This is a genomic window from Rhodococcus sp. 06-235-1A (assembly GCF_002258785.1).
In the GTDB taxonomy this organism is placed as follows: domain Bacteria; phylum Actinomycetota; class Actinomycetes; order Mycobacteriales; family Mycobacteriaceae; genus Rhodococcoides.
The window spans coordinates 114,815-129,743 of record NZ_NOYI01000013.1 but is presented as its reverse complement, the minus strand read 5'-3'; the positions used below and the strand labels follow the sequence as shown (position 1 = coordinate 129,743).

The following is a 14,929-nucleotide window of genomic DNA, read 5'->3' as shown; positions in this document are numbered from 1 at the left end:
CAATGTTGTCAATACCTTGCGCAAGCCGTGCCGTGCCGGTACGTGCGGACGGGTTTGACAGACTCGACCCGACCGCTTCACCGAAGAACAGGAGATCCACGGTGCGCACCTTCCCCCTCCCCCACACCGGGACCGACGTCTCGAGCATCGTGCTGGGGTTCATGCGCATCGCCGATCTGGACGACGATCGGATTCGGAGACTGGTGGACACAGCCCTCGACGTGGGCGTCACCGTGTTCGATCATGCGGATATCTACGGCGGGGCCCCGCACACGTGCGAGAAGCGATTCGGCGATGCAGTGACACTGACCCCGTCGCAGCGCGAGCGCATCAGCATTCAGAGCAAGGTGGGCATTCGCGAGGGCTGGTTCGACTTCTCCAAGGATCACATCGTCACCACTGTGGAGAGTTCCCTCAAGGCCCTCGGCATCGAGCATCTGGACACACTGTTGCTGCACCGACCGGATGCCCTGGTCGAACCCGATGAGGTCGCAGCGGCGTTCGACGAGCTGCACGCGTCGGGCAAGGTCGTGGGCTTCGGCGTCTCCAATCACACACCAGGTCAGATCGAGCTGTTGAAAACAGCTGTGACGCAAACGATCCTGTTCGATCAGGTGCAGCTGAGCATCGTGCACTCGCCGTTGATCGCGGCGGGCTTGACCGCCAACATGGGCACCGAGAATCAGTCGATCGACCGCGACAACGGTTTGTTGGACTACACGAGAGCGCGCGGCATCACCCTGCAAGCGTGGTCGCCCCTGCAGAGCGGCACGGCATCCGGGGTGTTCGTCGGCGACCGGAAGAACTATCCCGAACTCAACGACGCGCTGGACGAGATCGCCGAGGTGCACGGCTCGACTCCGTCGGCGATCGCCACAGCCTGGATCACCCGACACCCTGCGAACATCCAGGTGGTGCTCGGTACCACGAATCCCGATCGCGTCATCGAGGCCGCCCGGGGTTCGGACATCCGTCTGACCAGGCCGGAATGGTACCGATTGTTCCGGACTGCGGGCCACGCGCTGCCCTGAACGACGCTCAGCCGCGTCACATCTGCCGTTACCTCATCGTTATCGACTAGCTATCACTCCGTGATGATGCGGCCTCGATTCGGTGACGTTGCGCTGTCAGGATTACCGCACGGCATGCATCGGAACCTGTAGCCCTCGGGTTCCACCCAGCGCGTGTCGGTCGTTAGGCCATCCGAACTGAGAGGTTCGCACCGTGACTGTCACCGACCACTTCGAGTCCCACCTCGCCTCCGCCGATCGCGGCAATTCTCGCTACTCGATCAGTACCGAGCTCTACTCTCCGCGCCTGACTGTCGTCCGCGCGACAGGCGATCTCGAATTGTCGTCTCGTGCCGATCTGGCACAGGCCCTCGACGCTGCCCTGCGCGGCGAAACCGTAGTGCTACTTGACCTGTCGGCGGTCACCTTCATGTACTCGGGCGCAGCATGCGTGATCCTCGACGCCGCCGACCGCAGCGCAGGCCGCCTCGAGGTCTTCGCTCCGACGCGGCCCGCGCGCATCGTTCTCGACGCACTGGGCGCGGTGTCCACAGTGGCGGATCCGCGCGCTGCATGACCGGTGGAGGTTTGCGGTCGGCCCGATTCGGCAAACCCGAGGAGGACAGCGACTCCGGTCAGCAGGGAGCTGTATGTCGTCTCCACTGAACCGAAGCGGCTTGTTCGTCTTGCCGCGTGGAGCATTTCACGCACACCGAGGCAAGGATCGACAATGTCCGACCAGTTCAGCAAAAATGACCCGACCACAGCATTCCCGATGCCCGATCGCGCCGAGCAGGGTCGCCTCGATCACCCCGGACTGACCAGCGACATGGTCACGGCACCCGATCACGGCGAAAACTCTTACCGCGGATCGGAACGATTGCTCGGCCGCAAGGCCCTCGTCACCGGCGGCGACTCGGGAATCGGACGTGCGGTCGCACTGGCATTCGCCAGGGAAGGGGCCGATGTCGTGATCGCGCACCTCGAATCCGAGGGTTCCGACGCTCAGGCCACGGTCGACCTGATCGAAGGTGCAGGCCGTGCGGGCAGGGCGATCGCCTGCGATCTCACCGACGAAGCTCAATGTGTTCGACTGGTGGACACCGCGTCCGAGGTACTCGGTGGGCTCGATGTCGTCGTCAACAACGCCGCTTTCCAGATAGCTCAGATGGGCGGAATCGCCGACATCACCACCGAGCAGTTCGATCGGGTACTCAAGACCAACCTGTACGCCTTGTTCTGGATCTCGAAACGCGCTGCCGAAATCATGGACGCAGGGTCGACGATCATCAACACGACCTCGATTCAGGCGTCGAATCCCTCTCCGGAACTGCTGGACTACGCGACGACCAAGGCGGGAATCGTGGCCTTCACCAAGGGCCTCGCCGGCGATCTCGCAGAGCGCGGCATCCGTGTCAATGCTGTTGCACCCGGCCCGATCTGGACGCCGCTCATTCCCGCGACGATGCCGGCCGAGAAGTACGAGAAGTTCGGTGAGACCGTACCGCTCGGACGCCCGGGCCAGCCGGCCGAGTTGGCTCCGTCCTATGTGTTCCTGGCATCGAACGAGTCGAGCTACATCACCGGCGAGACCATCGCCGTCACCGGCGGAACGCCCTTCAACTGAGCCCGTCGGCGTCCTTGGGTTCGCGCCACGCCAGAAGCACACCGCTACCCTCGGGGCGTCGCCACGGTAGAAAGAGTGCGACGGCAACGGCGCACACCATGGCAGCTCCGACGGTGACGAACGATGCGAGCTGAAAGCCTTCCAGGCAAGCAGCTTTCATCGCGTAGATCAGGTCGGCCTTCTGCGTCGCGAAGATCGGGTTGGTGGGTGCTTTCACGATCTCGATGACGCTGAGAACCGTCTCGCGAGCGAATGCTTTTTGGTACGGCTCCATGATCGCGTCGGGTATCGCGTCGATCTTCGGACTCACCTGAGCGGTGTAGATCGACGCGACGATGGATCCCAGCACGGCAACTCCGAGCGTTCCGCCGACTTCGCGGGTGGTGTCGTTCACCGCAGAGCCCGCACCTGCTTCGTCGAGCGACACCGAAGACATGATCGATTCGGTGGCCGGGCCCTGCACGATTGCCAAACCGAGACCCATCAGGACCATCGACACCACGACCGGTCCCAAATAAGGGGTTTCGACCTTCACCTGACCCGCGATGAACATGCCGATACTCATCACCACCAACCCGAAGACGATCACAGCGGTGGTTCCGATACGTTGCGCGATCATCGTTGCCAATGGTGCGCCGATCGCGATGGACACTGCGAAGGGCAACGAGTGAACGCCGAACTGCAGCGGCGTCAGCTCCATCACCCCTTGGAAGTACTGCGTGATCATGAACAGAAAGCCGAACATACTGAAGTACGCAACGGCAATGGCCAAGGCGGGCAACGAGAATCGCCTGTTCCGAAACAGATTTAGGTCGAGCACCGGGGATGGTGTCCGAAGCTCCCACCAGACGAACCCAGCAAGGGCGACTGCACCGGCAACATAAGCAACGACACTCGTCGCAGACAACCATCCGTTGTGCGGTGCTTCGATGATCGCCCAGACCAGCACGGTGACGCCTGTCAACGACAGAGCGATCCCCAACGGATCGTATTTGCCGACGTGCTCCGCCCGCGATTCCGGGACACACCAGACGGCGGCCACCAGAACCAGCAGTGCCACGGGAACATTGATCCAGAACACCGAGTGCCACGAGAAGTGCTCGAGCAGAAAGCCACCCGCGGTAGGGCCGATCGCGATCGCGAAGCCTGCCATGGCGGTCCAGGCTGCGATGGCCAGCGCCCGCTCCTTGGCGTCGGTGAAAATATTGATGATCAGCGCGAGGGTTGCCGGAAACACCGCGGCCGCACACACTCCCATTGCCGCTCGAGCTGCGACGACCTGCCCCAGATCGGCGGCGACAGCTCCGCCGACCGACATGATCGCGATACCGGCCAGCCCGAAAATCATGATTTTCTTGCGGCCGTAGCGATCACCGAGGTGACCGAACGCGAGCAGCAAACCCGCGAACGTCAGCGTGTAGGCGTCGACCACCCATTGAAGGCCGCTCATATCCGCTCGTAGCTGCAACCCCATGGAGGGCAGTGCCACGTTGACGACGGTGTTGTCCAGAACGACAAGTAACTCGGCAATACAGATGACGAGCAGCGCCAGGTATCGCCGACTGCTCGGCGACGCATCTGCTCGATGACGGGAGGTTGTAGGCAGCGACATGAGAATCCCTTCGACTATGCCGATCGGCATAGTTCTCGAAAGGAAAGTAACTGTAACTTCGCGTTATAGCAACAGGGTCGGTGAATGCGGCTTCACGACCGAGGAGCGCGCGCCGCGTCCAACACCGCCTCGAGCAGGCCCAACAGCTCTCCCTCCGTTCGGTCCAACGCAGTGGTGGACCTCTGCGCCTTGGCGACGATCAACGCACCTTCGATGGCGGCGATCGCGAATGTCGCCAACGCGTACGATCGCTCACGGGTCACACCGCGCTGCCACAGGGACGCCGCGATCACGTCCTCCCAGGACGAGAACGACTCACCTGCCGCGACCACGGCACCTGGCGCATGCAGCCCCTCGAGCGCCGCGGGTGCGACGGGACACCCCGCAACGAAATCGGTGGCCAGCAGCTCGCTTCGAAATCCGTCGAGAATAGCCCGCACGGTCGCCGACGGACCGGCCGAAGCCAGGCCAGCCGAGATCATCGCGCTCATGGTGGCTCCTGCGGTACGGGTCGCCTCCTCCACCAACTGAGGTTTTCCGCGCGGAAAGTGGTGGTAGATCGAGCCACGCGGCGCGCCCGCGTGATCGATGACGTCGGCCAGCGACGTGGCTTCCACGCCGCGCCGCCGGAACAGGTGCGCGGCGCTGCGCAACATGTCGTCGCGAGCGCTGCTTCGATTCGCCATCCGAATCCCTTCCGAACACGACACATGATTGACGTAACATCGAGTTACATCTACAGTCGAAGTGTCTATGCTGTTCAGCATAGCTTCCAGCCCACCGGAATCGGAGCAACGCCATGTCCCCCGACACCGACGTCGTCGATCTGAGCAGCCCACTTCCACTCGCCTGCGGGCAGATCCTGCCGAATCGCGTAATGAAGTCGGCGTTGAGCGAGGGGTTGGCAACAGCCGAGCATGGACCCGACTCTCGCCTCGAAACGCTGTACCGCCAGTGGGGCGCCGGAGGCTACGGACTCGTGGTGACCGGCAACGTGATGGTCGACCGATCCCACCTCGGCGAACCCGGCAATGTGGTCATCGAAGACGACCGCGACCGCGATGCCCTTGCGCGATGGGCGAAAGCGACGTCCGACGGCGGTGCACCCATCTGGATGCAGCTCAATCACCCGGGCCGACAAGCCAACCCGATCGTCACCCGCACCAAGCCCGTGGCGCCGTCCGCCATTGCCCCCAATATTCCGGGAATTCCGGCACCGCGGGCGCTGAGCGAGGACGAGATCCGCGACATCATCGACCGATTCGCCACCGCAGCGGCCGTGGCCGAGACGGCCGGCTTCGATGGCGTCCAGATCCATGGCGCGCACGGCTACCTGGTGTCTCAGTTCTTGTCGCCGTTGTCCAACAAACGTGACGATGCCTGGGGCGGCGATCTCGACGGGCGAATGAGATTTGTGCTCGAGATCGTCCGCGCCATCAGGTCAGCGGTGTCCCCGAGCTTCGCGCTGGGCATCAAACTGAATTCGGCAGATTTCCAGCGCGGAGGGTTCAGCGAAGAGGAATCGCGTATCACCGTCGAGCATCTCGTTCGGGAATCGATCGATCTGATCGAAATAAGCGGTGGCAGTTACGAATCACCCGCGATGATGGGCACTGCGAGCACCCGAGATCGCGAGGCGTATTTCCTGGAGTACGCACGCACGGTGCGCGAGGCCGCCGGAGCAGTTCCGTTGGCCGTGACCGGAGGATTCCGCACCCGATCGGTCATGAATGCGGCCGTCCGATCGAGAGAATGCGACATGGTCGGACTCGGACGCCCGACTGCGCTCGCCCCTGCAGTCGCCGGCTCCCTCGTCGACGGCACGCTCGATCGCGTCGAGTCGCCGCGGGTAGCTCTTCGACTCCCCTCGAAGGCAAGTGCGTTCAAGCAGATCAACGGAGCTCTCGACCTACAGTGGCACACCGACCAATTGCAACTGATCGGCGCTGGGCGGCAGCCGAATTCGAGTCGTCCGGCCTGGCGGACGGCGGCGACGATGGTGCAGCGAAACGGATGGGACGCGTTTCGCAGTCGCCGCAGCTCCGCTCGAACGGACACGTCGGCCGCAGTGACGAAGTTCCGCCGCGAGCGCTGGATCGGCAAGCACATCGCGAATCCGGTCGTCAACGGACTCACGTCGATCGGCGTCCGAACCTCCCTGGTCACCGATATCGAGACCGTCGGGCGAAAGTCCGGCATGCGCAGGCAGGTACCGGTGTCGGCAGTGTTCGACGAGACCGGAGCATGGCTGATCTCCCAGCACGGAACCCGATCCGGCTGGGGAGCCAACATCGCCGACGAGCCCCAAATCCGAATTCGCGTGGGCAGTCGATGGCGCACCGGCACAGCTACGTTCGTGCCCGACGACGACGTCGCCCTCCGAGCGCGATCCTTCTCGAACAATCCGGTGCTCGGACGCCTCATCGGCGCGGGCTTCCGAGCGCTCCAGACCGACCCGGTGTCGGTGCGAGTCGAGTACGACGATTGACCGACTCTTCACCATTGACTTAGGTTTGGTTTACTTAAGTTGTGAAGTCACTCCCCCACTTGTCCGTAGCCCTCGGCGCGGTTCTTGCTGCGTCCCTGGTCTCGTCCTGCAGTGCGGACACCGGGCCGGCGGCCACGAACTCGGCGACCCACGCGGTCACCACGCAGTTCGGCACCGTCGACGTACCGGATCGAATCGAGTCGGTCGTCGTGATCGACGGACGACGCGACCTCGACATCGCCTTGGCGTTCGACTTGCCCATCGTCGGGATTCCGGTGGAAACCGAGGCCCCGCCGGAAATTCCCGGCCCTCTGACCGAGCCCACCAGGATGCTGCTGGCAGACGGAGTGCCCGAGCTGTACCCGCGAAACACGGTCGACCTCGAGGCGGTCGCACGCGTCGATCCGGACCTGATCATCGGCCGCGACGAGGTGATCGAAGAAATCTACGACCAGTTGAGTGCGATCGCGCCGGTGCTGCCGGTGGGCTCCACCGGCACCGGAGTCAGCTGGCAGCAGGACGTGACAACGATCGGCGCGGCACTGAATCTGCAGGACGACGGTCGGGTCTTGATCGATGAATATGCGACTCGCGTAACCGAACTCACGACGCAGTACGCCGATGAGATCGCCGATACCGTCGTCCTGCCGATCAGCACATCGGAGCAAGGCGGGATCTCGATAGGACGCGACCGGGTCACCTCCATTGCGCTGGAGGATGTGGGAGCCCGCTTCGGATCTGCCTGGACCGCCGCCGCGCCGGAGATCGAATACGGACCGGAGAACGTCACCGCCGCATCCGACGCCATGGCGATGATCGCCGCTATCACGTCGGAAGAGGATCTGCAGGCGATGAACACCAACCCACTCTGGACCGGATTACCGGCTGTGCGTAGCGACCGCATCGTGCGGACCGACAAGTTCACCAACGACGGCGGCCCACTGACAGCCCTGTGGGCCCTCGGCTTGGTGGAGGAGCTCTACGATCCAAGTTGATCTTCGCTCGTCCGACACCCGTCGGACGGGGTGGACTCGAATTCCTCCAGGCGACAAGTGACACAGGCCACACCGATGGTGATGATTGATGCATGACCAACTTCCCCACTCTCGACCCCGAACTCGCCGCAGCCGTCACGATGCTTCCGAGCCTCGACTTCGGCGACGTTCCATCGGCGCGGTCGACGTTTACCTCACTCCTCGACGCCATGCTCGCCGATCTCTCGATGGGTGGAGTATCTCTGCGCGAGCTCACCGTCCCGAGGCTCGACGGTGCTCCGGACGTCGCCGTCCGATTTTTCACGCCCGAGCAGTCCGACGGGCCGCTGCCCGTGTTGGTATGGATCCATGGCGGCGGATTTGCCATCGGGACAGCTGCTTCCAGTGATCCCTACTGCGTGGATGCCGTCCGGGAACTCGGATTCGCAGTGGCGAGTGTCGAGTACCGGCTCGCCCCCGAGACCCCGTTTCCCGGGCCGCTCGACGACTGCTACGCCGCGCTCGAGTACATTCACTCGCACGCAGACGAATTGGGATTGGACCCGGAAAGAATCGCGGTGGGCGGCCAGAGCGCCGGTGGTGGCCTGGCAGCCGGAACGGTCCTGCGGGCGCGCGACGAAGGCGTCGTACCGGTGGCGTTCCAGTTGCTCGAGATTCCCGAACTCGACGATCGACTGAACACCGTGTCGATGACCGAGTTCGTCGACACACCGATGTGGCACCGCCCCAACGCAATCCTGTCGTGGCAGTACTACCTGGGCGAGTTCTACAGCGGACCGGACGACCCGAACGTCTCGATCTACGCCGCCCCGGCTCGCGCCACCGATCTTGCTGGTCTTCCACCGACGTACGTCGCGACGATGGAGCTCGATCCGCTTCGTGACGAGGGAATCGACTACGCGGTGCGGTTGCTGCAGGCGGGCGTGAGCGTCGAATTGCATTCGTTCCCCGGCACGTTCCACGGCTCTGCTCTGCTGGCAACCGCAGAGGTGAGCAAACGCGGCCATGCAGAGGCGCTGGACGCCCTTCGCCGGGGCTTGCGCCTTCGCGTACCCGCCTCGTAGCGTCGGTTCATGCAAGGACTGATGTACCGGCTCGCGGAGCTCGACGCCGACTCCGCGGGTCTGGTGCGCGTGATCGACTATTTCGATGCACTGATCAGACACGGCGCGGACACCTCCGCGATGCTGCGCGCCAGCGCGGCGCTAGCCGACTGCGTCGTCGGAATCGACGTCGTCGGCACGTCCAGCGGACACCGCCAGCATGCGCGCTGCGATCCGAAGGGCCGCTGGCTCACCCAGGCCGTCGCCGAGCGGTCTGCAACCAAGGACGTCATCGTCGACGACGTCGTGATGGGTTCGGTGTGGATCGAGCGCGCAGGTCCCGCGCTCGCTCTCGACGAGATGCTCGTCGATCGAATGGCCTTGACCGCAGCCATCATTCTGGTGCCTCGGCACATTCCGTCCGCGGCCGAGCACACCCGAGCAGTGCTGTTTCCGATGGACGACATCGCATTGCTGAGTTCGTTGACCGCATTGCACATCGAGCCGACAGCACGGGTACGAGTTGCCATTGCCGCTGCCGGCTCTCCGGCGGAAACCAGCATGCCGACCGCCGGACGATCCACCCCGATCTCAGTGGACGACCACGCGATGTATCTACTGCAGGGTGAACCGTCCGCAGCCCTCGTGGGCTCCGGTTGCCTGGGCGTTTCGTTGGCCCTCACGGCGTCCGAACTCCATCGGCATGTCGGAAATGCGCGGTTCGCACTGGCGCAAGCGAGCGAGTGCGAGCCCGTGATGATTGCCGACCGACTCGGCGCGCTGAATCTGTTGGAGGCGGGAAATGCCCTGACAGCCAGCGATATACCCGATCTCGTACGCGTAGCCGAACTTCGCACGACCACTCACGGTATCGACCTACTCAGTACTCTCCGCACGTATCTGGGTTCGGGTAGTTTGCGCGCGACAGCAGACCGGATGCATCTCCACCACAGCAGCGTCGCGCATCGACTGGCCAAAATATCGGAGGCGATCGGCTATCCAGTAGATTCCATCGAGCACCGCGCCCGCGCAACAGCGATGATGTTGGTGCTCGACGGCAGTGGTGCGGGAGTCGCATAATCACTCGATGGAACCGACACCCACGGGCACGCTTCGCTGCACCGACAGCGGCTTCGCTCTGGAACTGACCAGGACCATCGCCGCGTCGCGCGAGGACGTATGGGCCAGCCTCACGGAATCGCCCCGAACCGCACTGTGGTTCGGACCGTGGGAGCGCATCTCGGAGAACAGCGTTCGTGTCACGATGCGGTTCGAGGAGGGCGAGCCCGCGTCGGATATGGCCGTCGAAGCGTGCGAGCCGCCCAGCCGACTGGCCGTGCGAACGATCGACGAGATTCAGTGGCAGCTCGAGGTTCGCCTCGACGAGAGGGACGGTTCGACGGTCGTCGTTCTGGTGCACAGTTGCGAAAGCACCGACGGTCTGGGCGATATCGGGCCCGGGTGGGAGTACTACCTGGACATGCTCGTCGCATCCAGGAATGGCACTCCGCTGCCGAATTTCGACGACTACTACCCAGCGCAGCAGGAGTACTTCTCGTCGTTGCGCCCACAGTGAATCAGTGGCTGCGGAGCTTCTCGATCAGGTCCTTCTTGTTCAGGGTCGAGTAGCCCTCCAGACCCAATTCCTTGGCCCGGTCGGTCAATTCGTCGACCGTCCATTCCTCGTAGGATCCAGATTCTCCGCCCTTTCTGCCGACCTGATCGCGCCCCTTCTTCGCTGCGGCATTCGAGATGCGGGCGGCTTTCTCCTTCGAGTTGCCCTCCTCGCGCAGTTTTTCGTACAGATCCTGGTCTTTGAGCTGTGGCTGACTGTCGTTGGTCGGCACGCCGGCCCTCCGTTCGATCGATGGTGCCCGTACAGCTACCCACTACGCCCGCGTGCAAACACGGTCGACTGTCCGCGTTGTGAGCTAGAACAACAGAAAGTGGGTACGTTCGGGATATGCCATACCTGGAACGATTCGATGACGTGTTCGTCCTGAACCTCGGCAGTCGAGGTGAGAGCGATTCCGAGAACCGCATCAGCCCGAACTGGGTTGCCGAGATCAACGCGATTCTCGACGAAATCGAGGCCGGATCCGGTCCTGCTGCGCTGGTCACGACGGCCACGGGCAAGTTCTTCTCCACAGGAGTCGATCTGTCGTGGGGTGCCGAGAACCTCGACCGGATCAACCGGTTCATCGGGACGGTGCAGGAGATGTTGGTGCGCTTCCTGACGCTTCCGATGCAGACGGTCGCCGCCATGCAGGGACACACTTTCGGTGGTGCCGCGTTCTTCGTGATGGCGCACGACTACCGGATCATGCGATCGGATCGCGGCTTCCTCTGCTTCCCCGGCGTGAACATCGGCGCGACCTACAGCCCGGGAACGGTCGACATGGTGCGAGCGAGGTTGGCTCCGCGCGCATTCCACGAAGCGCTGACCACCGGGCGACGATACGGCGGAGGTGACGCGATGACACTCGGATTGATCGATGCCGTATCGACCGCCGATTCGCTGCTCGACGACGCCATCGCTCGCGCCGGCGAACTTGCCGGAACGCGAGGCGACGTTCTGGGCGAGATCAAGCGAACGATGTACGCCAACGAGATTCGGTCACTGCTCAATCCGGTTGCAGGCGTCGACGAGATGGAATGGGCCTCGAACTAGGTAGGCCCTACTTTGCGGCCACCAGGGGCGCGACCTCGGTGCCAAGCAACTCGATGCCACGAAGCAGGTCGCTGTGAGCCAGCCGTGGATTGGTCATCTGCAACGACAGACGATCGACACCGCCGAGTTGTTCGCCGACGCGCAGGATCTTGTCGGCCACCGTCTGTGGATCCCCCATGAAGAATGCACCGTTGGGGCCGGCCGTGGAGTCGAATTGCTGCCTGCTGGGACGGGCGAATCCGCGCTCCCTGGAGATCTTGGTGAACATCTCGTTCCAACCGGGGTAGATGGTGTCGGCTGCCGCCTGGGTTGTCTCGGCCACGAAGCCGAACACGTGCAGACCCACCTTCAACTGCTCGGGTGGGTGACCGGCTTGCGCTCCGGCACGGCGGTAGAGGTCGACCAGCGGAGCGAACTGGCGTGGTTCGCCGCCGATGATGGCGATCATCAACGGGAGCCCCAAAAGCCCTGCGCGGGCGAAGGATTCGGGTGTTCCACCGACACCGACCCAGATCGGCAACGGATCCTGCAACGGACGCGGGTAGATGCCCTGACGGTTCAGTGCCGGGCGGTGCCGACCGGACCACGTGACCTCGACGTTGTCGCGGATCTGCAGCAGGAGGTCCAGTTTCTCGGCAAAGAGCGTGTCGTAGTCGGCCAGATCCAGGCCGAACAGAGGGAACGACTCGGTGAAGGAACCGCGTCCCACGACCAGATCGATCCGGCCCTTGGAGATCAGGTCGAGGGTGGCGAACTCCTGAAACACCCGCACTGGATCGTCCGCACTGAGCACCTTGACTGCGCTGCCGAGCCGAATGTTCTCGGTGCGCGCGGCTGCCGCTGCCAAGATGATCGACGGGGCCGAGTCGTAGTACTCGCTGCGATGATGCTCGCCGATGCCGAACGAGTACAGCCCGACCTGATCGGCCAGTGCGATCTCCTCGAGCAGGTGACTCATCCGCTCCTCGGGCGCAATGACTCGGCCGTCGGTCGGGTCGGTCACGGAAGAGACGAAACTGTCTACGCCCAGATGCATGGTGGGACCTTTCGATTCGGGGTGGTCGACTCCATCAGCATCGGTGAAGATTCAATTATTCCGATGGGGCCGAGCGGGCGACTACTCTCCCCACCGTTTCAACTCGTCCGCCGCGTAGTACATCTGCTGCGAGGCGCCGAAGCGAACGAGCAACTGCTTCTTCTCCTCGTAGAACCAGACCACAGTTCCGTACATACCTGCCATGGGCCCGCTCAGCGGTGTAACTCCGTCGTCTATCTCGAATCCGTACATCCGTGCACCGTACCGACCGAGGTTGCCGGCATCGGACACCTCACGAATACTCGCCGGCGTCGAGCGGGCGGCTGGTGCCGAGACAGACGTTCTCGAGGGGCACAGCTCAACAGAGCGACGCCGCGCTCGCCATCGGGCTTATTGCCGTCCGCGTTTGCGTGAGCGCCGTTCGTCCAGCTTTCGCTTGCCGTAGCCCCATGTGATGCGGCCGAGACCCTCGAAGAGTCGGCTGGAGAGACTCCTGCGGCCGCTCATATTGTGGCCGCGTTTCCAGTGGTGCTCATGTTCTGTTGGTCCCTTTCTCGAAAGCAGCAGGTTTTTTCGGTACGCCATGTACCTGGTAGCTGCGCCGAGTAAGTCGAATCGAAAACGAGCAAGCACACATCGATGACGCGTGATCTACATCACTGACGATGTATTGGGTATCGAGTCAGGCCTGCGCCACAAGTCGGTCGATCCACCCGATCACCTCGGGGTAAGCAACGGCATTGGCGGCCGGATGGTCGACTGCGGGAACGAGATCGGTTCCGAAGTCGAACTCACGCACAGTGATATCGGTGGCACCGGCGGCGCGCCAGCGCTGCGCCAGAAGCCGGCTCTGCTCGATTCCGACGGACCGGTCGTTGATGCCCTGCACGATCATCACAGGTAGGTCGGGTGCGGTGAACCCGATGGTGTTCTCAGACGTCAGTGGCCCCAGCACGGGACCGGTCATGAGGACGCTCAGCGACGTGCGGTCGGCAGTCAAGTCCTCGGACCGCAGCGATCCGTAGGCGAGCGCGTCGGTGTTGCAGAAATCCTGTGCCGCAACCAGAGCCGCCTGACCGCGTTCGTTGAAGAGAGCACGAATCTCGTCGGCGCGGTCGGGATGCGCTCCGATCAGGCCGTTGATCGAATAGAGCATTGTTGCGGCCCACTCGGTTCCATCCTGGCCTTCGACTCGCAGCACAGGATCGGTCGGTGCGGCACCGACGAAGGCACCGACCACGGTCAGGTCGGGCGCGTAACTGGAGGCGAGCTCTGCGGCGGCAGCCGACGCGACGCCGCCCGCCGAGTATCCGTAGAGCACGACGGGCGCGTCGGTCTCACGCGCCGCGGCCCGAGCCGAGTCGAGCAGGGCACGTGCGCTGGCGACCCGGCCCAGAAACTCGTACTCGCCGGGGATTCCGAGACCTTGGTAGTCGGTCGTGACCACCTGGTACCCCTGCGCCAGTAGCGGCAGCAGCGCCGGCATCGTCGTTGTCAGTCCCAGTTCGGAGGAACCCGAGCAACGGTCGGCGATCCCGTAACTGCCCGGCGCATAGGAGATCACGGGCCGCGGTCCAGGACCCGACCACGGACGGGTCGGTGTGACCAGAAGCCCCGACACCGCCACCGCACGATCACGGGGATCGGCCGATCGGTAGAGAATGCGCTCGGTGTGCAACCCAAGAAGATCGAGCTGTGGCACAGGTTCTCGGCGCACGATGGACCCGGGTGCGTACGCCTCCAGGTCGGCGACGGGAGCACCGTAGAAGTCGGCACCGGCTGGAGCCGCCGAGACGGGTGCAGCCGACAGAACGAGCGACCCGGCAAGGACGAACGCAGCGAAGGTGACCGATGGCAGTTTCATTTCGCGAGCAAGTATGCCGCCCTGCGCGCCGATCCGCATGCGCTGCTCCGCCGCGCCTCGTGCGGTAGCCGCGTGCACGGATCGCCATCATGATACTGCCGCTACGTCCCTACTTGATCCACGTCGGGACAAGGCTGCGCACCTGTGGTGCGCCGGCCAACAGCGGTGCCACCTCACGCTCGTACGCCCGGTAGGCGGGTTGCTGGAGGAACGTGAGCGCGTCCTCGGCGGTGCGGTAGTGCTGGAAGGCTGTGATGCCATCGGGATCGTCGACATCGAGACCGTAGTAGTAGGCGAGATGCCCGGGGTTGTCGAGGACGGCCGGTGCCATGTGCTTTTCCCACAGGGCTCGGACGGCGTCGCGTTGGTTCGGCAGGGTCTTGTGAGAGACGACTACGGTGACACCGGACGGAACGGCGGTTTCGGCTGTCATGGGGTGCTTCCTTTCGACTGACCATCAGTTGCGGTTCCCGGCGATCATCCAGCATGGGTCGGACACTCGACGATGGTGCAATGGATTGCACGGAGCCGGAATTGTCCGGCCTGTAGGGTCGCCGATCATGAACGGCGAAGCGGCGACGAG

At 63.5% G+C, this 14,929-nt stretch carries 16 protein-coding genes; 9 read left to right on the top strand and 7 right to left on the bottom strand.

Annotated features, from left to right (window positions below; all coding sequences use genetic code 11):
- Positions 1-101: 101 nt before the first annotated feature.
- The 3 genes from CH275_RS13680 (at position 102) to CH275_RS13670 (ending at position 2,637) form a co-directional block, all read left to right on the top strand.
- Positions 102-1,031 carry an aldo/keto reductase gene (locus tag CH275_RS13680; RefSeq protein ID WP_094678915.1) on the top strand — a complete coding sequence of 310 codons (930 nt, stop codon included), beginning with the start codon at positions 102-104 and terminating at the stop codon, positions 1,029-1,031.
- Between the two features lie 193 nt (positions 1,032-1,224).
- Entirely contained in the window at positions 1,225-1,587 is a 363-nt protein-coding gene (locus CH275_RS13675) for an STAS domain-containing protein (RefSeq protein WP_094678914.1), read from the top strand.
- A 153-nt stretch (positions 1,588-1,740) separates the two neighbouring features.
- Complete coding sequence (locus CH275_RS13670; protein ID WP_094678913.1) at positions 1,741-2,637, top strand: glucose 1-dehydrogenase; 897 nt, start codon at positions 1,741-1,743, stop codon at positions 2,635-2,637.
- Here the strand turns inward: CH275_RS13670 and CH275_RS13665 are convergent.
- Entirely contained in the window at positions 2,630-4,249 is a 1,620-nt protein-coding gene (locus CH275_RS13665; RefSeq protein ID WP_094679250.1) for an MFS transporter, read from the bottom strand. The genes CH275_RS13670 and CH275_RS13665 overlap by 8 nt on opposite strands.
- Before the next feature lie 92 nt (positions 4,250-4,341).
- Positions 4,342-4,935, bottom strand: a complete 594-nt coding sequence (locus CH275_RS13660; RefSeq protein WP_256991014.1) for a TetR/AcrR family transcriptional regulator — start codon at positions 4,933-4,935, stop codon at positions 4,342-4,344.
- Between the two features lie 113 nt (positions 4,936-5,048).
- Between CH275_RS13660 and CH275_RS13655 the strand changes: the two genes are divergently transcribed.
- The 5 genes from CH275_RS13655 to CH275_RS13635 all read left to right on the top strand — a co-directional run bounded on the left by CH275_RS13655 (position 5,049) and on the right by CH275_RS13635 (position 10,351).
- On the top strand, positions 5,049-6,737 hold the full coding sequence (locus CH275_RS13655) for a nitroreductase family deazaflavin-dependent oxidoreductase (protein WP_094678912.1): 1,689 nt from the start codon (positions 5,049-5,051) through the stop codon (positions 6,735-6,737).
- Between the two features lie 41 nt (positions 6,738-6,778).
- Complete coding sequence (locus tag CH275_RS13650) at positions 6,779-7,732, top strand: ABC transporter substrate-binding protein (protein WP_256991013.1); 954 nt, start codon at positions 6,779-6,781, stop codon at positions 7,730-7,732.
- A 92-nt stretch (positions 7,733-7,824) separates the two neighbouring features.
- The gene (locus tag CH275_RS13645; protein WP_094678911.1) at positions 7,825-8,796 is read left to right on the top strand and encodes an alpha/beta hydrolase; all 972 of its coding nucleotides are present in this window, start codon (positions 7,825-7,827) and stop codon (positions 8,794-8,796) included.
- A gap of 9 nt (positions 8,797-8,805) precedes the next feature.
- Complete coding sequence (locus CH275_RS13640) at positions 8,806-9,855, top strand: helix-turn-helix domain-containing protein (RefSeq protein WP_256991012.1); 1,050 nt, start codon at positions 8,806-8,808, stop codon at positions 9,853-9,855.
- 7 nt (positions 9,856-9,862) lie between these two features.
- Positions 9,863-10,351: an SRPBCC domain-containing protein gene (locus CH275_RS13635; RefSeq protein ID WP_094678910.1), complete on the top strand. Its 489-nt coding sequence runs from the start codon at positions 9,863-9,865 to the stop codon at positions 10,349-10,351.
- 1 nt (position 10,352) lies between these two features.
- Here the strand turns inward: CH275_RS13635 and CH275_RS13630 are convergent, their stop codons facing one another.
- Complete coding sequence (locus CH275_RS13630; protein WP_094678909.1) at positions 10,353-10,622, bottom strand: DUF7218 family protein; 270 nt, start codon at positions 10,620-10,622, stop codon at positions 10,353-10,355.
- A gap of 116 nt (positions 10,623-10,738) precedes the next feature.
- Between CH275_RS13630 and CH275_RS13625 the strand changes: the two genes are divergently transcribed.
- On the top strand, positions 10,739-11,446 hold the full coding sequence (locus CH275_RS13625) for an enoyl-CoA hydratase-related protein (RefSeq protein ID WP_094678908.1): 708 nt from the start codon (positions 10,739-10,741) through the stop codon (positions 11,444-11,446).
- Between the two features lie 7 nt (positions 11,447-11,453).
- Here CH275_RS13625 and CH275_RS13620 read toward each other — a convergent pair whose 3' ends face one another.
- The 4 genes from CH275_RS13620 to CH275_RS13605 form a co-directional block, all read right to left on the bottom strand.
- Positions 11,454-12,482, bottom strand: a complete 1,029-nt coding sequence (locus CH275_RS13620; protein ID WP_094678907.1) for an LLM class flavin-dependent oxidoreductase — start codon at positions 12,480-12,482, stop codon at positions 11,454-11,456.
- An 81-nt stretch (positions 12,483-12,563) separates the two neighbouring features.
- Positions 12,564-12,773, bottom strand: a complete 210-nt coding sequence (locus CH275_RS13615) for a hypothetical protein (protein WP_094678906.1) — start codon at positions 12,771-12,773, stop codon at positions 12,564-12,566.
- A 391-nt stretch (positions 12,774-13,164) separates the two neighbouring features.
- A complete protein-coding gene (locus CH275_RS13610) occupies positions 13,165-14,424 on the bottom strand; it encodes an alpha/beta fold hydrolase (protein ID WP_143546775.1) in 1,260 nt (419 codons plus the stop codon).
- Between the two features lie 31 nt (positions 14,425-14,455).
- A complete protein-coding gene (locus CH275_RS13605) occupies positions 14,456-14,779 on the bottom strand; it encodes a putative quinol monooxygenase (RefSeq protein ID WP_094678904.1) in 324 nt (107 codons plus the stop codon).
- Between the last annotated feature and the right edge of the window lie 150 nt (positions 14,780-14,929).